Genomic DNA, 20890 nt, shown 5'->3' with positions numbered 1-20890 from the left:
GCGAAAGGTTTGATTTTCCCGCTTCTTTGCCAATGGTTCTCGTAAAGAGGGGGAAACTGTCCCAACAGGTGGGGTCGTCCGCTCTGAACTATCCCCCTGCTCCCTGCCCCTTTTCCTCTGATTCAATATTCTTCTAGCCAAGGTGTGGTGGAAGCTTCAGCATCATCTAAGGAGAGAGTATTCATTGTTGAGGGATCTGTTTGAGCTTCATGACCGACTAACCTATCTAACGCTTCTATAACCTCTGATGCTGACTGATAGCGCTGTTTGAAGTCATCTAGCACCATTTTGCTGAGAATTTCCGCTAAGGAGTGGCTGACTTCTGCTTTATCCCGCCATTGCAATTCTTGATCGGCATCTCTAGCAAACTCGTGAGGGGCGATACCAGTTAAAGCTTTAATCCCAATCATCCCGACTGCATAGATGTCACTACTGTATTGAGGTCGCCCAAAACATTGCTCACTTGGCGCATAACCTTTAGTACCAATGCCAATAGTGAAAGGAGTTTGGTCTTGGTTTTCTATTTGGGGGATTGTGACTTCTTTGACCGCCCCAAAGTCAATCAGTACAGCCTTCCAGTCTGAGTGTCGCCGAATAATATTGCTGGGTTTAATATCCCGGTGAATGACACCATTTTTATGAATAAATGCCAATGTTTGCAAGAGGTCTTTTAAGATATCGATAACTGAGTTTTCGGGAATGGCTTTGCCTGATGGCAGTTCTTGACTGAGAGGATGACCAACTATGTATTCTTGAATTAGATAAAATTCTGCGTCTTCTTCAAATGAAGCCAAAAGCTGGGGTATTTGATTGTGTGTACCCAATTTTTCCAAAGTTTGCGCTTCTGAACTGAATAACCGTCTGGCAAGTTGTAGAGCTTCGGGTTTAGTGTTGGCTGGTTTTAGCTGTTTGACAACACATCGCGGGTTTCCAGGGCGTTGGGTGTCTTCAGCAATGTAAGTTTCGCTGAACCCACCAGCACCGAGAACTTTGACAATTTTGTAGCGTCCACCAAGTATTTTTCCCGCTACTGCTAAATCTCGTTCTTGGAGTAGGTCTAAGAGGTCATCTTGCTGACTGATAATTTCTTGAACAACTGGGGAAGATTTATATTTCTGAAAAATATCTACTAGTTGGCGTTTTCTGAGAATTTCTCTAGCCGCCTCGGTTCCCAAATAAGAAAATCCACTGAGGGCGATCGCTAATATGGGTACAGTCGTCGGGAAAATTAATTGACCATGTATAAATAGTACATAACTTATCCCTCCCCAGATACTCGCTAGGGCGATGCTCAAGATCAATCTATTTGTCCCTTGCTTGCTTCTAGTGATGATTAGGGTGCTACCCCCGACTAAAAACAGCACAAACAAACCCCGGAGAGGTGGACTCTCAATTCCTTGGGCGATCGCTTTTCCTGTCATCAAAGTAGCGATCGCATTAGCATGAATTTCCACCCCCGACATTTTTTGAGGGTTTTGGCTAGCAGCTACTGCATGATAATCGTTTGGTAACTGGGCTGTCGCACCAATCACCACGATTTTGTTTTGAAAAACCTTTCCCTGTTGCAAGTAATCATTCCAGCTTTGCGGGTCGAGTACATACCAAAAAGGAATTAGCTCAAATGTACCCGGTGGTCCCCAAAAATAGATGCGATCGCCCTTGGGTCGGGGATAATTTACTTGTGCTGCCCTTAGTACAGCCTCATCAAAGGATGGTACTTTATCAGCCAGGATGTCATCTAACACTGAGAGCTTCCCATACTCGCTAGCTAATCGATGCACTTTGCCATCTACATCTATGGGAAAATTCACCGTACCCATCGACACTGAACCAGTACGAAACATTTCCTGAGGTAGTCTTAGTTGTATGGTGGGGCCTTGATTTGCTAGCGAATCTTCGTAAAGTGCTGCTAGAGTCACTTTATCACCATATTTTTGCAGTACTGCTTGCAATTGGCGATCGTCCGCTGGCCCATAACTACTTGGAGTATCAAAAACTACATCTAACGCTACAGACCTAGCACCGGCCTGGATCAATTTTTCGATGATCTGGGCGTATGCAACACGTTTAAAGGGATAAGATTTTAGTGGTTCTAGGTGAGCGTATCGTTTTGGATCGTCAGTATAGTACTGTTTTGAGTTTGATATCGACTGGTCGTCAATTGCCAAAATTACAATGTCTTCTGGCGGGAGAGTCGGCCCATGCACTTGAAAAAAAGCCGAAAGTGACTGATTTTCCAGCAATTGCACCAAGCCGACACCAGAAGCACTTAGCAGTGCGGCACTTATTGCTACGGTTCCCGTGAGCAAATGACTAAAGTAAGTCAGCCGTCGGCGATGACGTATTGACACCGTCGAAGTTGCTTTTGTGGGTTTACTTAACCGTCTAATGGCAGCAGAGACATATTTTTTAGTTAAGGTAGATGTAGGTTCTTCTGCCATATCGTGTTACTTATTAATTTAGGTACAACACTTTTATTTATTCAGACCCCGTTTGAGTGCAAACACGTTGAAATAAGACTTAAATGAAAATCTTATACATTTGTAAACTATCCTTTATTCTTCAACAAACTTGTATTAATGAATTTTGCTTCGGGAAAACTCGCAATCTCAACACTGCCTAATTTATTCTCTAACTGAGGTATAACCGCTAATTGTTGCATAAACTTAAGTCGGAGATGTTTCGCTCCTGCACTTAGTTTCTCCGAAATTCTACTTTAGCCTATTCAACAGGTATATCTCCAGCATTGGTTTGTTTAGCAGCCGACTAAAGAGCCTCTGCTGTAACTAGTGTAATATTGAGACGCTTTAGAAAGTCTCTTTTGCTATTGACGGTAAAACCTAGTGATGGGCATCAGCCTACATCTCACCCAAGACCTATGCTATACCTCTTTAGGAGTAAACTTAACTGTTATACAGTTGAGAATGCTGTTACTAGGTCAATTTTATTGGTAGATTTTGATCACGGACTGCATCTAGCAGAGTCCGAGATGAAAAAGGCTCGGCATCCGCCATATCTACTCCCATGTTTCAGCCAATTTTATGCTTTGAAAGAGGTAAGATAAAAGCTACACATGAAGAGCCGCCTTATAGACTCTAGCAAAATTATCATTTGAGAATTGCTATAATCTATTGTTCAATCTAAATACTTTTCTATATATTAGGTGTATTTTTCTATGGGTTCTCCAATGAATCGTCTGTCTATTTTTGTAGACGGAAACAATATGTTCTATGCTCAACAAAAAAATGGCTGGTTTTTTGACCCCAGGCGAGTCTTAGAATACTTTAAACACGAGCAATCAGAAACAACATTAATCAATGCATTCTGGTACACTGGCTTAAAAGACCCGCAAGATCAACGAGGTTTTCGAGATGCTCTCATCAGTCTAGGATATACAGTCAGAACTAAAATTCTTAAAGAATATTATGATGATTCATCGGGTCGCTACTCACAAAAAGCCAATTTAGATATTGAAATTGTTGTAGATATGTTTAATACGGTAGATCAGTATGATCGAGTAGTTTTATTCAGTGGCGATGGAGATTTTGAAAGAGCAATCGAACTCTTACGCTCAAAAAACACACATATTACTGTAGTGTCAACAGAAGGCATGATAGCCAGAGAATTACGCAATGCTACGGATAGATATATAGATTTAAATGATATCAGAGATCAAATAGAAAAAACAGAAGGTTAATATCCTTAGCAATTATTTACAAAACTTAAAAGTAAAAAAACTAAGGTTCCAAGTATTCATATCCAATAGTAAACACTCAACATTGATCTGAAAATGAACACTAAACCAGAGCGAATCATTATTTTTGATACGACACTCCGTGATGGAGAACAGTGTCCGGGAGCTACCCTGAATATAGATGAAAAGCTAGTGATTGCCAAGCAACTAGCACGTCTAGGAGTGGATGTAATTGAGGCAGGTTTTGCCTTCGCCAGTCCTGGAGATTTTGAAGCAGTGAACAAAATTGCCCAAATTGTGGGGACAGAAGATGGCCCAGTGATTTGTAGTTTAGCCAGAGCTAGGCATGATGATATTAAAGCCGCAGCAGAGGCTATTAAACCAGCGGCTCATGGTCGGATTCATACCTTTATTGCTACTTCTGATATTCATCTAGAATACAAACTGAAAAAAACCAAATCAGAAGTATTGGCGATCGCCGAAGAAATGGTAGCCTATGCCAAAAGTTTCACCGATGATGTGGAATTCTCCCCGGAAGATGCAGGTAGATCTAATCCCGAATTTCTTTACCAAGTATTAGAGCGAGCGATCGCCGCCGGTGCAACAACAGTTAACATTCCTGATACCGTGGGATATACCACGCCCAGTGAATTTGGGGCAATCATTAAAGGCATTAAAGAAAACGTCCCCAACATCGATCAAGCAATTATTTCTGTTCACGGACATAACGATTTAGGTTTAGCAGTTGCCAACTTTTTAGAAGCCGTAAAAAATGGTGCAAGGCAACTAGAATGTACAATTAATGGTATTGGTGAACGGGCGGGAAATGCTGCATTAGAAGAGTTAGTCATGGCGTTGCATGTGCGGCGGCAATATTTCAATCCCTTCTTAGGTAAACCCGTAGATTCTGAAGAACCACTCACAAATATCGACACCCGTCAAATTTATAAATCTTCGCGACTAGTTTCCAATTTGACGGGAATGTTAGTGCAACCAAATAAAGCGATCGTTGGTGCAAATGCCTTTGCTCATGAATCGGGAATTCATCAAGATGGGGTGTTGAAAAACAAACTCACCTATGAAATTATGGATGCTCAATTGATTGGCTTAACAGACAATCAAATAGTATTAGGTAAACATTCTGGGAGAAATGCATTCCGCACCCGATTGAAAGAATTAGGCTTTGAACTGTCAGATACGGAACTAAATAAAGCCTTCGTCAGATTCAAAGAAGTAGCCGACAAAAAGAAAGAAATTTCTGATTGGGATTTGGAGGCGATCGTTAACGACGAAATCCAACAAACACCTACTTTATTCCGAGTAGAATTGGTGCAGGTTTCCTGTGGTAGCAATGCTAAACCCACCGCCACAGTCACTCTCCGCACTCCCGATGGTGAAGAACTCACAGATGCAGCAATTGGCACTGGGCCAGTAGATGCTGTTTATAAAGCCATCAACCGTGTAGTGAATGTACCCAATCAGTTAATTGAATTCTCTGTGCAATCAGTCACAGCAGGTATCGATGCCATTGGAGAAGTCACAATTCGTTTAAAATATGAATCTAGAGTGTTTTCTGGTCATGCAGCAAACACAGATATTATCGTCGCTTCCGCGCAGGCTTATGTTAATGCTCTCAATAGGCTATATGCATCTTTGCAAATGCAAGAAAAGCCTAAGGAAGTAACTGCACAGTAAAAATACATTGCTTTTTATAGGGTTACAAAGTTTTGTAACCTTATAAAGTTTTTGGCGTTGCTGATTGATGGGATAAATCTATCTCACGCAAAGACGCAAAGACGCAAAGATTAAGAGTTTTATATTTGAGAAAAAAAAATACAGCAGTTTTCATGTATTTAGATCACAATCTTCTTTCTTCCTTTGCGTTTTTGCGCCTTTGCGTGTTAGCGAAGCAGGGCGTAGCCCGGCGAAAATCATCACACCAATCAGCAACGCTAGATTTTTTCTATAACAACATGATGATCTTACTGAACCAATAGCTGAATAACAGAGGGTATATTAAATCAGTGAACAGTTATCAGACATGAAAAATTGATACCTGATAACGGATAACTGGTAACTGCTGATGAATTACCCACAAACAACATCTTGGAACGAAGTCCGTACAGCATTTCAAAAAATTTGGGGTTATGAAGACTTCCGTCCACCACAGGGAGAAATAGTCAGCAGTTTATTAGCGCAAAAAGACGCACTAATTATTATGCCTACAGGTGGGGGAAAATCGATTTGTTTCCAACTTCCAGCACTGCTGCAAACAGGATTAACTGTGGTTGTTTCGCCTTTGGTGGCGTTGATGGAAAACCAAGTTCAAGAACTACGTCAACGTCAATTAAGTGCTGCACTTTTGCATGGTGAATTACCTGCATCTCAACGCCGTGTCACATTGCAAGCATTGGAACGTCAACAGTTAAGATTGTTGTATGTATCGCCAGAAACTTTACTGAGTGCGCCAGTTTGGGAAAGACTATCTCAACCTCAGTTACAAATTAACGCTTTGATTTTGGATGAAGCACATTGTTTGGTGCAATGGGGCGATACATTCCGCCCAGCTTACCGCAGATTAGGAGCAGTACGACCAGCACTGCTCAAGTCAAAACCACCGGGAACTAAAATTAGTATTGCGGCTTTTACTGCGACTGCTGACCCATCAGCCCAAAACATCATTCAAACAGTTTTACAATTACAGCAACCTGAAACTTTTCGCCTTAATCCCTACCGTCCTAATTTGCATCCCACTGTCCACATTGCTTGGACACCAAGGGGTAGGAAACAATTATTATTAAAATTTATTCAAAATAGACCACAGCAAGCGGGATTAATTTACGTCCGCACTAGTACAAGACGGCGGAAGTAAGCCGAGTATTATATGGGATAATTAAGTCAGTAGATGAAAAGCTTTGTTTGGTGACAAAGAATCAGGGTATGGCAAGATTAGCTCCAAAAGAATTAAGTTTGAGTGATAGTGAGCAGAATGAACTACAAGAGTTGATAAAGGGACATAAGACAGCACAGCAAATCGTCATCCGAGCCAAAATTATTCTTCTGGCATCATCAGGGAAAAATAACGGCGAAATTGCTCGAATATTAGAGATTAGTCTAGATATGACTCGTTTATGGCGAAAGCGATGGTTGGAGACAGAGGGAGCAAAATTATCAGCTTTTCAAAGATTACAAGATCAAGAGCGTACTGGCGCACCAGTAAAATTTAGCATGGAACAAGTAATAGAGTTGTTTGCGCTTGCCTGTTCGCCGCCAGAAGATTACGGTCGGACAATAAGTCACTGGACATCTAGAGAACTGACAGATGAAATTACAAAACAAGGGATTATCGAAAGTATATCTGTTCGCCATGTGGGAAGACTATTAGAAGAAGCTCAATTGAAGCCACACCAAAGTCGGTACTGGCTGACTCCCCCCCCTGGATGAAAAATTTGATGCAAAAGTTGAAGATATTACAGATTTGTATTTAAATGCGATTGACCGTCATCTAAAGGGGGAACGCACAATATCTATTGATGAGATGACAGGTATTCAAGCTACTGAGCGCATAGAAAAAGACTTACCAATGCGACCGGGCAAAGTTGAAAGAAGGGAATTTGAATATATTCGTCACGGTACGCAAACCTTGATAGCCAGTTTCGATGTTGCCACTGGTCAAATTATCAGACCAACTTGTGGAGATTCCAGAACAGAAGTTGATTTTATCTTTCATATTCATCAAACTATTGCCACTGACCCCAATGCGAAAAAATGGCATTTAATTATGGATTGCCTGAACACTCATCAATCGGAGTCCTTAGTTCGTTTTGTTGCACAAATTGAAGGTTTAAACATCAACCTTGGCATTAAGGGTAAAAGTGGCATCCTCAAATCAATGAAATCTCGTGCAGCTTTTTTAAGTGACCCCACACATCAAATCGTTTTCCATTACACACCACTACATTCTTCTTGGCTCAACCAAATTGAAATTTGGTTTAGTATTTTGGTACGGAAGTTACTAAGAAGAGCCAGTTTCCAGAGTCAGGATGATCTCAAAACTAGAATTCTTGCTTTTATTGACTACTTTAATCAAACAATGGCTAAACCTTTCAAGTGGACATATAAGGGTAAAGTTTTGGCTGTTTAATACTCGGTTTATTTCCGCCGTCCTGTACTAGGCGAGATAGTGAAAATTTAGCTGCATGGTTAGCAGATATGGGTTTTGCGACAACGAGCTATCATGCGGGGTTGGGTGCAGCAGAACGTCGCGCTGTGGAAGCTAGCTGGTTGGGTGGTGAAATCCCCTTTGTTGTCTGCACCTGTGCCTTTGGGATGGGGATAAATAAGCCAGATGTGCGATGGGTAGTTCATTTTCACGCACCGCACCTACTATCTGAATATGTGCAAGAAATTGGCCGGGCTGGAAGGGATGGGAAACCAGCAGAGGCGCTGACATTGGTAAGTGAACCTACCGGATGGTTAGATTCAGAGGATAAGCAAAGACAACAATTTTTTCATGACCAAATGCTCAAGCAACAGCGAACAGCACAGCAACTGGTGAAACAACTACCGCCACAGGGAGAAGTAACCGCAGTGACGCGACAATTTCCTGATGCAGCGATCGCACTTTCTCTACTCCACAGCAATGGTCAGTTAAAATGGCTTGACCCCTTCCATTATAAAATTGAGCAAAAAGCTAAAAATCAGCCATCTCCACAATCACACGCTGCCCAGCAAATGAGTCAATACCTGAATACTAAACAATGTCGCTGGCAGTTTTTGTTAAATGCTTTTGGGTTTGACAAAGAAGCTGCAAATTGGCGTTGTGGACATTGCGATAATTGCCGATAACTTTCCTGTTTTCCCTGTCGAGTCAAAGACTCATTCACGAATATGGGGCGGGAATAGGGAACTCTTAGCGCTTCTCACTGGGGCTTGCAAGCGTTATTTGGCATTACTAGGATTTGCTAAGATTGGCACATCAAGTCTTCTATTCTCACAACGTTGCTATGGCGATCGCGGAGATTCCTCACCATGACTCAAACTGCACCCAGTACCTCTAAGCTCATGACGATGGCGGAATACCTAGCCTATGACGATGGCACTGACACACGCTATGAATTAGTGGATGGAGAGTTAGTAGAAATGCCAACCGAGTCGCCAGAAAACTGCAAGCTTGCCAAATTATTGATGTTGGAATTAGCAAAGTACATTTCAATTGTGCTAATCAACCTCAAAGATATGGAAATTGTCGTCAGTGGCAAACGGGCAAAGGTACGCTTGCCGGACTTAACCATACTGACCGAAGAAGGGTATACAGCTTTAGGGGGGCAACGCAGCAACACGATTACGCAAGATATGCCACCACCTGCGTTAGTGATTGAAATTGTGTCACCTGGACAGCAGAATCGAGACCGGGACTATCGTTACAAACGCACGGAATACGCGGCGCGAGGGATTGCGGAATACTGGATTATTGACCCGGAAAGGCAGCAATTGACGCTGTGCTTGTGGGTGAATGGGCAATATGAAGACACAATTTATGTTACCGACACCCCCCTAGCATCGACGGTAATTCCTGATTGTAAGCTGAGTGCTGCCCAAATTCTGGCATTCGGGCAAAATTAATTGGCCAAAATGTCCGTTTTTTGCGGCTTCTCTAGAAAACTGGGCGATCGCACTTTTCAAATCCCTTCGTTTATCTAGCTTTCTCCGGCATTAAGTACTTGCTCTGCGGTTAGCTGTAATTCTGGGAAAATAGTAGAAGCGATCGCTGTATTTCCGGTAAATCTAGTTTCTTCATAAAACCCATCAACTAATATCAGTACAGTAACTCTGTTCTTTTGGGGATCAACAATCCAATATTCAACAATTCCCCTGGCTGCATACTCGGAACGTTTGTAGCGATAGTCCCGATCTTCATTAGCTTTGCCAGGAGAAACAGCTTCCACAACTAATGCTGGAGGTGGCATATCCAGAGTAATTGTAGATCGTGTTGCACCTTGTAAAGCTGTTGCCAGTTCATCCGTCAGCACAACTAAATCAGGAACGCGAGTTGTTGCACGAGAACCAGCAACGACAATTTCAGCTTTGTTACTTAATCGATTGACGGGAACGAACTTAAGGAAATTTACGAGTAAAAAGAGGGATATTTGGATATTTTTTGGGCTTTCAGGTGGCATTGCAACTAACTCTCCTGCCACCAATTCATACTGGCTATCCGTGCGATCGTCATACTTCAAATATTCCTCAAGGGTCAGTTGCTTGTCAGTAATTGCGGTCATATTCCGTAAAGAGGAGTTGCATACTGAATATTTTACTTCTAAAGCTAATTTGCAATAATTGAGCGATCGCTTTTAGCTCAAACAACCTCTCACGGAATAAGAGATACTAGGAAAAAATGGTTAAATGCTCACAAGGGGTCTTGACTATATCGCCAGAAACCACAGCAGCAACCAACTCTGGAGAAAAAGCAGTGGATTGGTAAAACCCACCCATACCACCCACCAATTTGATTTTTGACGACGGAGAACCTTTGGAAAGTAACCGCCACCGCATCGCTATAAATTTGATTAATGATTATATTGATGGCGAATAAACCCCTAAGAAATAAGTAGTCTGACAGAATTAATTACACAATGTCATTGCGAATGGAGCGTAGCGGAATGAAGCAATCCCAACCCCTGCGATTGCTTCGCTCCGCTCGCAATGACTGTAAATATTTTTGTCCGATTACTTATGTGCGTTTCCCCACTATTTATATTTCATGTTTTTTGTCAATGCGTAAATCCTAACTTCCAATAGAAAAATCCCCAATATGTAAAGTGCGCCAGTTCCAAATATCAAGAACTGACGCACCCTAGCAACTAAAATATTGGGTAATTTATTTTTTGCTATTCCCCTGATATTTCTCTAAAATTGCTGTAAAAACCGCAAATCACTAGCATATAAACGACGAATATCATCAATTTGGTGTAACACCATCGCAAAGCGTTCTACACCAAAGCCAGCGGCAAATCCGGTATAAATTTCTGGATCATAACCCACAGCTTTAAGCACATTCGGATCGACCATACCGCAGCCCATAACTTCCAGCCAGCGACCATTCCACTGTAAATCTACCTCAGCCGAGGGTTCAGTGAATGGGAAATAACTGGCGCGGAAGCGAATTGGTAGATCGCCAAAAATTGCTTGTAAAAATACCTTAATTGTGCCTTTGAGGTCTGTAAAAGTCAGTCCCTCATCAATGGCTAAGAGTTCTATTTGATGGAAAACTGCCGAGTGCGTCGCGTCTACATTATCTCGCCGATAGACGCGCCCTGGAGCCACAACCCGGATGGGTGGTTCTTCTTTTTCCATGTAGCGAATTTGGACTGATGAGGTGTGAGTCCGCAGTAGATTACCATCTGGGAGGTAGAAGGTATCTTGCATATCACGGGCGGGGTGATCGGGCGGAGTATTCAGAGCCTCAAAATTGTAGTAATCTGTTTCCATTTCTAGCCCTTCAGCCACGGTATAACCCATGCCGACAAAGACATCCAACGCCCGGTCAATAATGCCATTCAGGGGATGGATGCGACCCTGGGGACGATAAATTCCTGGCATTGTCACATCCAGAGTTTCCGCCTCTAGCTGGAGATGAATTTGAGCAGTTTCCAGGGCTGTACGCTGCTGGTCTAAATTAGTTTGCAGGGATTCTTTAACAGTATTGGCGATCGCCCCAATTATTGGGCGTTCCTCTGCACTCAGACTGCCCATACTCCGCAACAACACCCCTAGTTGTCCTTTTTTACCCAGATAGCTAACTCTGAGTTCTTCTAGACGTTCTAGGGTGTCAGCAGCAGCGATCGCTTGTTCTCCTTCTTGCCGCAGTGCTAAAAGTTGAGCCTCTAAATTGTTAGTCATTGGTCAGACAATTTTGGATTTTAGATTTTAGATTTTGGATTGACCCCACAGATCAATCCGTTTTGTTATTTTTCAGTAGTTAGTTGTCAGTGGCAAAACACAAACAACTAGCAACTAATGAAGGAAAATTAACCTTAGCAATGTGCCATGAATGAATCAACAGTACAAGTTAAAATCGCACCTCTGCTTACCAGTTTAGAGGTGATGGAGCGTGTGAGTGTGTTTTTTTGCCTGATGTTTGTGATACCTGACATTGACAAATGACTAATAACACATAACTAATGACTAATGACAACTGACAACTGACAACTGACTATGAAATTGCTCATTAGTAATGACGATGGAATTTCTGCCTTGGGTATTCGTACCCTAGCTAACTGTTTAGCAGAAGCTGGTCATCATGTAACTGTAGTTTGTCCTGATCGGGAGCGATCGGCAACCGGACACGGACTAACTTTGCAGCAACCCATTCGCGCCGAAATTGTCGAGTCAATTTTTCATCCTGCAGTCAAAGCTTGGGCTTGTGATGGTACTCCTTCCGACTGTGTGAAGTTGGCATTGTGGGCTTTGCTAGAATCTCCTCCCGACTTAGTGCTATCTGGCGTTAATCAAGGTGCAAATTTAGGCACCGAAATTCTCTATTCTGGGACTGTTTCTGCAGCGATGGAGGGGCTGATAGAGGGTATTCCTAGCGTCGCACTTAGTCTTGCTAGTCACATATCTAGAGACTTTCAACCTGCTGCGAACTTTGCCAAAATCCTAGTAGACCAATTGACGGCAAAACCTTTACCAGAATTAATGTTGCTCAATGTGAATATTCCCTCTGTGAAGTGGGACGAAATAGCTGGAGTCACCATCACTCGTCAGGGAATAAGACGCTACGTTGATGTATTTGACCAGCGAGTCGATCCCCGTGGTAAAACATACTACTGGTTGACCGGGGAAGTGATTGAGGATGTAGAACCCCCAGAAGGGTTAAATTTGCCACAGAATATACCCACAGATGTGCATGTAATCCGCAAAAATTTTATTAGCATCACGCCACTGCAATATAATCTTACCTACGCAACTGGATTGCAGGAATTGTCTACGTGGGAATTCTCATTGACATGAATTATTTGATGCCGGGAAGGCAACAGGGGGTAATTAAATGCATTGACGAAAAATTTAGGCTATAAAGTAGGAGCGCTTTTGATCTTTGCGATCGCGTAAACCAAAACAACCTAAGTCTAGTGCCTTATAGTACCTCACTCACCTTTACTAAAACAGTCCTTAACAGGGTATGCTGTTTTACCAACAAATTCCCCTGCGACTAAAAACAGTCAGACAGCATAAACTGAACAAAATAAGTAACATTTTTTTGATTGATCGCCCGCTCAGTCCAGCAAGCAACACCCATGTCAAGGATAGAGAACCAATTCACCGTGCAATTTTGGGGCGTTCGTGGTAGCATCCCCAGTCCAGGACCACACACCGTCCGTTATGGCGGTAATACCCCTTGCGTTGAAATGCAAGCGGGCGGTAAACGCTTAATTTTCGATGGTGGTACAGGACTGCATGTTTTGGGGCAATCTTTGTTGCGCCAAATGCCAACAGAAGCTCATATATTTTTTACCCACTCTCACTGGGATCACATGCAGGGGTTTCCCTTCTTTAGCCCAGGGTTTGTCAAAGGAAATAATTTTCGCATCTACGGTGCGATCGCTCCCGATGGTTCCACTATCGAACAGCGCCTCAATGATCAGATGCTCCACCCCAATTTTCCCGTACCCCTGCAAATCATGCAGGCAAATTTGAGTTTCTGCGACATTACACCAGGTCAACCAATACGCATCAATGATATCACCGTAGAAACAGCACCACTAAACCATCCCGGTGAAGCTGTGGGCTACCGAGTTAATTGGCATGGCGGAGCGGCTGCTTACATTACTGATACTGAACATTTTGCTGATAGATTAGATGAAAATGTCCTGTGGCTATCTCGTAATGCCGACATCTTAATCTACGACTCCACCTATACTGATGAGGAATATCATTCTCCATCGCACCCAAAAATTGGCTGGGGACATTCCACATGGCAAGAAGCTATCAAAATAGCCAAAGCCGCTAATGTCAAAACTTTGGTAATTTTCCACCACGACCCCGCTCACAATGATGACTTTTTAGATATCGTAGGCAAACAAGCCCTCGAAAAGTATCCTGGTGCAATTATGGCACGAGAAGGAATGGTAATACAGATTCCTGTTTCCGTCTCCTTATCAGAATCTTTTCCTATCAGCAAATTTTCAGCTTAAAGGTGGCAGTCCCAGCGGCTATAAATTTTAGATTAGATTGGTAATTGTCAGCTCTCAGCAAAAGAGCTTACCCTTTGGCTATGCCGCAAAAATTGGAGGACACGCTTTGGGCAAAATTAGACAGCCGTAAATGCCTTGTCTTGGGGCTGAATAGGTCAAATTGCCAAACTTACTTGTGACGACGAGAGGTCAAGCAGGGAATGGCGCTAAGATCAGCCGAGAACTAAAGTTTTGGCTAAAAGCTAACTACAATCAAGTTCGTAAGCTGTTTTAACGGATTTTAGCTTGTAGCCGGAAATTTATTTCCAGGATAAAAATTTTTAAACTTAGTGCCATTCAGTCTAAGATGTCAAGAATCAGAGCCAAAGTAGCTCCGGCTCCGCACCTAATAAAGTCCCAGACAGTCTAGAAAGCGCTTCCTCTTTGAAGCGGTTACCCATCAGGTAGCTTGTGGCTGATAGCTAAATAAACCTCAAATCCCAGAATCCACGTGCTAAATTTGTCTCAAAATGGGTGTTCTGTGTGGGTTGCTTCTTCGATGGAGGGGCTGCTAACACCAACTGCTGTTGCTCTTGGCAAATTTGATGGTGTGCATCTCGGTCATCAAAGAGTAATTCAACCAGTTTTGCAGCCAGCAAGAAGAGAGGGGGAGAGGGGGGAAGAGGGAGAGGGGGGAAATTTACTAGAACGCCCACCCCAATCAGAAAAACCTCCAACATCAACACACGAACACATATACTCAACAGTTGTTACATTTCATCCCCATCCACAGGAGTTTTTTTCGGGACAACCCCGGACTTTATTAACTCCATTAGATGAAAAAGTCGAGCAATTGCGATCGCTAGGAATAGAACAGCTAGTACTACTACCCTTCGATAAAGAATTATCTGCTTTATCTCCTGAAGAGTTTGTCGAAAAAATTCTGGTGCAACAACTGCAATGTCAGCAAATTAGTGTTGGACAAGATTTTTGTTTTGGTAAGCACCGTACTGGTACGGCTGAGGGTTTACAGTTACTCGCCGCAAAATATCACATCCCCGTGACTATTGTCCCCTTGGAAACCTGTGCAGGCAACAGCAATTTACCAGAAGACAACACTTGTGATCATGTTCCTGCCTCCGATGAGCCTAGCATTAGCACCTCACTCATCCGCCACACTCTCGAAACTGGTGATATCAAAAGTGCAAATCTTCTCCTAGGACGAGCCTACACCCTCTACGGTATTGTCATTCAAGGTCAAAAACTGGGTAGAACTATTGGTTTTCCCACTGCTAACCTACAACTACCAAAAGACAAGTTTTTGCCCCGCCAAGGTGTTTATGCTGTCCGTGTTTCGACTCTCAATGATACACCAAATCCCGTTGCAGCGCCTACCTGCTTGGGTGTGATGAATATCGGCATTCGCCCCACAGTAAATGGTACTGATCCATCTGTAGAAGTACATCTGTTTGATTGGAACGGCGATTTATATGGTAAGAAACTGGCAGTACAGCTAGTACAATTTTTGCGCCCTGAACAAAAATTTCCTGATCTCGAAGCCTTGAAAACACAAATTCAACTAGACTGCACCGTCGCTAGAGAAGTTTTGAGCGCTGAGTGGGAATAATGGGGACTAGGGACTGGGGACTGAGGAATAGGTAATTTATCCAATGCCCAATGCCCAATGCCCTAGGAATTTTAGATTTTAGATTTTAGATTTTAGATTGAAGTCGAATCCAAAATTGCCAATCCAAAATCCAAAATTGAATTGCCCCATTCCCAATCCCCAATCCCCTAAATCAATGAGAGACAAAATTGACGCTTTAACTCAAAACCTGGCTCAGACTATCGTTGGCAAAAGTGACGCGATCCGCCTAGTGTTAGTTGCCCTGTTGGGTGGTGGTCATGCACTGTTAGAAGATGTCCCTGGTGTCGGCAAAACTCTCCTCGCTAAATCCCTGGCGCGATCGCTCGATGGCAAGTTCCAACGGTTACAATGTACTCCTGATTTATTACCCACAGATATCACTGGTACAAATATCTGGAACCCCAAAAATGGGGAATTTAGCTTTCTTCCTGGGCCAATATTTGCCAATATCTTATTAGCTGACGAAATCAACCGCGCCACACCCCGCACACAATCGGCTTTGCTGGAAGTGATGGAAGAACATCAGGTGACAGTTGATGGTGTTTCCCGTCCCGTTCCTACACCTTTCTTTGTGATTGCTACTCAAAACCCCGTCGAGTACCAAGGTACTTTCCCTCTACCAGAAGCGCAGATGGATCGGTTTATGCTGTCGTTGAGTTTGGGTTATCCATCCGAAAGAGAAGAACTCCAGATGCTGCAAACCCAAGCAGATGGTGTAAAAGTTGCTGATTTGCAGCCTTGTATTACCTTGGCAGAAGTCACTCAATTGCGGCAACTCTGCGCCCAGGTAAGAGTGGAAAGCTCCCTGCAACAATACATTTTGGAATTAGTCAGGGCAACAAGGCAAGATGAGGAAATATCTCTAGGCGTTAGTCCTCGCGGTACCCTGGCACTACAACGAGCCACCCAAGCGTTAGCTTTTCTGTTGGGGCGTGACTATGCCATTCCTGATGACGTGAAATTCCTTGTCCCTCATGTTCTTTGCCATCGCCTCATTCCTAGGGGAGGACGCAGTGCTAGAAGTGTAGTTGAGCGGTTATTGCGATCGCAACCCATTCCTTAAAGTCAAAAGGTAGACATGATCCTCACAGAAGCTGAAATTCAACAAGTTTTAGCCCAAGCTCAAGCTGCTTTTCCTAACTTGACCAACTGGGAATACATTAACGAAAAAAATAGCGAGTATTTTGGCTTCTCTGTTTGGGGAGAGTTTGTCCTTAACCCCGAAGTCCTCATGTCACGGAGTTTTTTCATCACACTCGATACTTATGAAGATAAGTGGCAAGCATGTTTAACAGTAGGGCAACACAGTTATCTTTGGTCAAGTGCTGATGCAGGCGATGCCCACTTGCTAGATACTGAACCTTGTGAGTCTTTAGAAGAAGCCATCACACTACTTAAGGCAAAAATGGTACAACTGTTGGCAGCTTTTAGTGCAGTTTGAGCATTCAATTTTAAGGACTCGCACAAAACGAGGTAAGTACTTCAACAGAATTAATTACACACATTATCTTTCTGTTCCCTGCTCCCTATTTCCACGAATGAATTTAATTTTGTCCAACTACTTATATCACCGAGTGAAACGGTATTACCTGTGGACTACAATCATCTCTTCCCGCTTACTTTTTAGTCGTCGCCGCTTCCACATGATCACACCAGTAATAAGTAACATTAAAGGCATAAACCCTATAAACACATAGAGAATCCGAGTAGGTAGCCCACCAAAACTACCAAAGTGCAGATCGACGATTGGTGTGAGAAACTTCCACATTAGTGGTTTCTCGACAACCTTATTGACTTGTAAAACATTACCTGTTGCTCCATCCACCGTGACGGAACTGAAATAAAGTCGGGGATGATCTTGGGGTAGTTTCTTCATGACTACCATTTTTTGAGCATCTGGGAAAGATACAGAGGTGGTTGTGCCATCTGGTATAGAATTATCGGCTGTTTGGAGTAGTTCGTTGATGGCGATCGCCGGTTGAAATGGGGGAAATATTTGTGCTTCGTGATGAGGATCGAGGACAATGTGTGCTATCACAATCACAACACCAGTCAACCCAATCATCAGTAAGAATAGATTAGCGATCGCCCCGCCCACATTGTGCAAATCGAAATTTAGCAGTTGGGTAGGCGCACCCCAACGAATCCGGAAGCCAGTGGCGAGTTTGCGCCACCCTGTCCACAGAATTAGCCCAGTTATGGCTTGTAGTATCAAAATTAACCCACTGATGCCAACTAGATATAAGCCTACCGTTCCCGCCGAGAAGTCATGGTGAATTGCATAGAGGATACTAATCAGAGTCCGACCACTTTGGCGAATACCCAAAATTTTACCCGTGTAGGGATGGATAAACATTTCTTGCCATGTCTGTTTCCCGGATTTAAATCCTAGATGATAAGTAGCATCAGGGGTTTGAGGAAATTGAATCGATTCCAGTCTGGCGTTAGGTATAGCAGCTTGAGCCGATGAGAAGAATGTGGCGATCGCTACCCGTTCACCTTGGGGGACAACTTGCATCAAGTGTGGATTCAGAGTGCGATCGATCTCTTGGTGAAAAACGATCGCACTCCCTGTCAAGCCCATCACCACCAATAGCAGTCCACCTAAAATGCCCACAAACCCATGCAATGTTAACAGCCGATTTCGTAATTTCATCACTGATTAAAACTCCACAGAAATTGAGCCAACTACGCTAAAGGGAGATCCTGGTGCAATACCAGTGATTCTAGAAGACCCCCCCACACTGGAAATGTACTCAGCATCAAACAAGTTTTTGAAATTCAGCCCAATTCGCCACTGATCTCGCTTATAAAAAATAGCGGCGTTGGTGAGGAAATAATCCCCAACCTCATAGGAATTTTGCAAATCGCCGAATCGATTACTGACATAATTCACGCCAATTCCCAAACCCAAACCCTTTAATCCACCGGATGGGAATTCATAGGTTGTCCACATCCCAGCACTATGTTGAGGAGCGCCAGGTAAGCGATTACCAACGGGAATATCATTATCTTGAGTAACTTCGGCCTCGGTGTAAGCATAAAAGCCAATGACATTCCATCCTGGTAAAATTTGACCGCTAATATCCAATTCCAGCCCCCGGCTACGCTGTTCTCCAGTAGCCACAGAAACAAAAGGAATGACTGGATCGGCAGTCGCTACGTTTTGCTTGGTAATGTCAAAATATGCCAAAGTCGCCAACAATTTTTTATCGAAGAGTTCGGCTTTCACCCCTACTTCCAAACCTTCCGCAGTTTGAGGAGGGAGAAAATCACCGTTGATATCTTGTCCAAAGTTGAGCGTAAACGATCGCGCATAGCTAGCATACACAGAAACTGTATCAGTCGGTTTATAGACAAAACCCACCCGAGGACTCCAAGCACTGTCATATCTGCTAGTACTTTCAAAGGTATTACGATAATCAATGCCATCAAAACGCAGACTCAGTAATAAAATTAAGTCGTCTCCCAAAGCCAGTTGATCTTGCACAAAACCACCTACTCGGTTGATGTTGACATCAAATGTTCCAGGTGGTGCATTTTTAGTTAAATCTGGTCTAGGAAGATTTTTATACACTGGGTTAAAAACATCCAGAGGAGTTGGATTGAAGAAATCAGGATTTGAATACACATCTTCGTTGGTGAACCAGGCTAAATCCGCACCTGCCAAAAGCGTATGTTTGATAAAACCTGTGGTAAATTTACCGACTACATTGGTTTGCAAAGAGTAATCTTGTGATAAGTATTGCCTAGCTGCATAAATCCGGTTGAGGATTCCCGTGGATTCATCGAAAGAGATCGGGATTGTCGCTAAAATTTGATAATCTTGATCGGCGTAGCGGAAGGCATTACGCAGCGTCCAGTTATCACTAAATTTGTGTTCTAGGTTGTAGCCGATATTCAGGGATGTCGTCCGAATATAGTCATCTGGTTCATTGAAAACGCGATCGCTAGGAGAATTAATCACCCCAGTACCCAAAGCAATCAAACCAGGATCGTAAGGACTTTGATTTTTGATATATTCCAGTGAAAAAGACAGGTTAGTGCGATCGCTCAGATTCCACTTCAAAACTGGAGCTGCAAAATACCGCTCTGTATTTGTCTCAAAACTGCGAAACCCGTCTTCCCGCTGATATGCAGCATTCAGCCGATAGAGAACACTCCCATCCTTACTCAGTGGTCCCGAAAAATCGAAGCTAGGACGCACCAATCCAAAACTACCCGCCTGTACCTGAAAACTGTAGAACGGACTCGATAGTGGTTGCTTTGTTACCAAATTAATCAATCCACCAGGGTCATTTTGCCCATAAAGCACCGAAGCCGGACCCTTCAACACCTCAATCCGTTCCAGATTTGCAGTTTCTTGCACACTGCTGTTATCATAGGTGCGAAAGCCATCACGCACAACCGCCAGGTTAGTGTAGCTATCACTCACAAACCCCCGCAGCGTCAACGCCTCGCTATTTCCAAATGGGGCAAAATTTCCCACCACACCACTAACATTTCGCAACGCATCATCAACCCGGATAATTTGCTGGTCTTTCAGCACCTGCTGCGGAATCACCTGAATTGACTGCGGAATATCTAAAATTGGTGTATCAGTACGAGTTCCCACTGTTGCATTGGGTACGCGATACCCATCTTGCTCTCCCGTCACGACTAACTCAATCGACTCGTCTGGTTTTGACTCTTCCCCTTCCCTTGGCGGCTGCTGTGCCTGCTGTGTAGCAGCTACTACACCAAAAATCAGACCTTCATCACCGTCAAACAATTCCACAGTAGGCAAACTCGCTTCACCCACCACCGTCACCCGGATATTATTGTTGTCAACATTTACAACATTTATCTCAGTAATACCAACTTGTGGTTTTTCCGAACGGAATGTAAAACCATCACCATTAGGTAGGCGTAATTGGGCATTAGGAATATCTGCAATGAAACTACGATCTTGACTGCGATCGCTAATTTGTAACTTGTCACCTTGAGTGGTTTCTAAAATTACTTCCACACCCTTATCAGTAGGATTTACCTTGACTCCCGTGACTTGCACCACCGTGGGAGTGGGGGGATTTTGTGAAAGTAGAGGATGCTCAACATCACTCCCATAAGGAATTGTTTCTGCTTGTGCTGGATTAATTGCCAAGATGACAGCAGCGTAGGCGCAGCTTGCTGTCAGCATCGCCATCAGAATTGATATTTGTTTGCGTTTAGCCATGTTATGCTCACACACCAAAAATGCTAATTTGTCAAGAGAAATAAATACTTTTTCGCCTGCCAAATAAGAATTATTATTAAATAGACCTAGACTTGGATATTACAAAAATTGGCCATAAAAGTCTTATCGAAGCGGGAGTAAACTTAACTGCAACGGAG

Annotated in this window: 16 protein-coding genes and 2 pseudogenes; 12 read left to right on the top strand and 6 right to left on the bottom strand. The window is 43.2% G+C overall.

Features of this window, described 5'->3' with window-relative positions:
• Window positions 1-122: 122 nt before the first annotated feature.
• Window positions 123-2441, bottom strand: coding sequence for a CHASE2 domain-containing serine/threonine-protein kinase (locus CAL7507_RS13210; RefSeq protein WP_015128972.1), 2319 nt, complete (start codon window positions 2439-2441; stop codon window positions 123-125).
• Window positions 2442-3175: 734 nt separating this feature from the next.
• Between CAL7507_RS13210 and CAL7507_RS13205 the strand changes: the two genes are divergently transcribed.
• The 7 genes and pseudogenes from CAL7507_RS13205 (at window position 3176) to CAL7507_RS13175 (ending at window position 9319) form a co-directional block, all read left to right on the top strand.
• A complete protein-coding gene (locus CAL7507_RS13205; protein ID WP_015128971.1) occupies window positions 3176-3697 on the top strand; it encodes an NYN domain-containing protein in 522 nt (173 codons plus the stop codon).
• Window positions 3698-3790: 93 nt separating this feature from the next.
• The gene (locus CAL7507_RS13200) at window positions 3791-5389 is read left to right on the top strand and encodes a 2-isopropylmalate synthase (protein WP_015128970.1); all 1599 of its coding nucleotides are present in this window, start codon (window positions 3791-3793) and stop codon (window positions 5387-5389) included.
• A gap of 388 nt (window positions 5390-5777) precedes the next feature.
• Window positions 5778-6545, top strand: a pseudogene (locus tag CAL7507_RS13195) (DEAD/DEAH box helicase); the annotation flags it as partial.
• 89 nt (window positions 6546-6634) lie between these two features.
• Complete coding sequence (locus tag CAL7507_RS13190; protein ID WP_042341108.1) at window positions 6635-7138, top strand: helix-turn-helix domain-containing protein; 504 nt, start codon at window positions 6635-6637, stop codon at window positions 7136-7138.
• Window positions 7139-7172: 34 nt separating this feature from the next.
• Window positions 7173-7838 carry a transposase gene (locus CAL7507_RS13185; protein ID WP_236556786.1) on the top strand — a complete coding sequence of 222 codons (666 nt, stop codon included), beginning with the start codon at window positions 7173-7175 and terminating at the stop codon, window positions 7836-7838.
• A 26-nt stretch (window positions 7839-7864) separates the two neighbouring features.
• Window positions 7865-8542, top strand: a pseudogene (locus CAL7507_RS13180) (helicase-related protein); the annotation flags it as partial.
• Window positions 8543-8725: 183 nt separating this feature from the next.
• Window positions 8726-9319: a Uma2 family endonuclease gene (locus CAL7507_RS13175; protein WP_015128969.1), complete on the top strand. Its 594-nt coding sequence runs from the start codon at window positions 8726-8728 to the stop codon at window positions 9317-9319.
• Window positions 9320-9393: 74 nt separating this feature from the next.
• On the opposite strand, the gene CAL7507_RS13170 is transcribed toward CAL7507_RS13175, so the two are convergent.
• The 3 genes from CAL7507_RS13170 to pheS all read right to left on the bottom strand — a co-directional run bounded on the left by CAL7507_RS13170 (window position 9394) and on the right by pheS (window position 11596).
• Window positions 9394-9975: a Uma2 family endonuclease gene (locus CAL7507_RS13170; RefSeq protein WP_015128968.1), complete on the bottom strand. Its 582-nt coding sequence runs from the start codon at window positions 9973-9975 to the stop codon at window positions 9394-9396.
• Window positions 9976-10081: 106 nt separating this feature from the next.
• A complete protein-coding gene (locus CAL7507_RS32365) occupies window positions 10082-10249 on the bottom strand; it encodes a hypothetical protein (RefSeq protein WP_160166336.1) in 168 nt (55 codons plus the stop codon).
• Between the two features lie 354 nt (window positions 10250-10603).
• Window positions 10604-11596, bottom strand: coding sequence for a phenylalanine--tRNA ligase subunit alpha (gene pheS / locus CAL7507_RS13165; RefSeq protein ID WP_015128967.1), 993 nt, complete (start codon window positions 11594-11596; stop codon window positions 10604-10606).
• A 315-nt stretch (window positions 11597-11911) separates the two neighbouring features.
• On the opposite strand from pheS, the gene surE reads away from it, so the two are divergent.
• From surE to CAL7507_RS13140, 5 genes are all read left to right on the top strand, one after another.
• The gene (gene surE / locus CAL7507_RS13160) at window positions 11912-12709 is read left to right on the top strand and encodes a 5'/3'-nucleotidase SurE (protein ID WP_015128966.1); all 798 of its coding nucleotides are present in this window, start codon (window positions 11912-11914) and stop codon (window positions 12707-12709) included.
• Window positions 12710-12993: 284 nt separating this feature from the next.
• A complete protein-coding gene (locus CAL7507_RS13155; RefSeq protein WP_015128965.1) occupies window positions 12994-13890 on the top strand; it encodes an MBL fold metallo-hydrolase in 897 nt (298 codons plus the stop codon).
• A 490-nt stretch (window positions 13891-14380) separates the two neighbouring features.
• Window positions 14381-15496, top strand: coding sequence for a bifunctional riboflavin kinase/FAD synthetase (locus CAL7507_RS13150; protein ID WP_042341317.1), 1116 nt, complete (start codon window positions 14381-14383; stop codon window positions 15494-15496).
• 175 nt (window positions 15497-15671) lie between these two features.
• Window positions 15672-16580 (top strand): MoxR family ATPase, encoded by a 909-nt coding sequence (locus CAL7507_RS13145; RefSeq protein WP_015128963.1) that lies wholly within the window; start codon window positions 15672-15674, stop codon window positions 16578-16580.
• A gap of 15 nt (window positions 16581-16595) precedes the next feature.
• Window positions 16596-16958: a hypothetical protein gene (locus CAL7507_RS13140; protein ID WP_015128962.1), complete on the top strand. Its 363-nt coding sequence runs from the start codon at window positions 16596-16598 to the stop codon at window positions 16956-16958.
• Window positions 16959-17102: 144 nt separating this feature from the next.
• Here CAL7507_RS13140 and CAL7507_RS13135 read toward each other — a convergent pair whose 3' ends face one another.
• Together CAL7507_RS13135 and CAL7507_RS13130 are read right to left on the bottom strand one after the other, a co-directional pair.
• A complete protein-coding gene (locus CAL7507_RS13135; protein ID WP_015128961.1) occupies window positions 17103-18173 on the bottom strand; it encodes a PepSY domain-containing protein in 1071 nt (356 codons plus the stop codon).
• A gap of 6 nt (window positions 18174-18179) precedes the next feature.
• Entirely contained in the window at window positions 18180-20732 is a 2553-nt protein-coding gene (locus tag CAL7507_RS13130; RefSeq protein WP_015128960.1) for a TonB-dependent siderophore receptor, read from the bottom strand.
• Between the last annotated feature and the right edge of the window lie 158 nt (window positions 20733-20890).

This window comes from Calothrix sp. PCC 7507 (assembly GCF_000316575.1).
GTDB lineage: Bacteria > Cyanobacteriota > Cyanobacteriia > Cyanobacteriales > Nostocaceae > Fortiea.
Note: the sequence above shows the minus strand (reverse complement) of the source record. Positions and strands in the feature narration are given on the sequence as shown.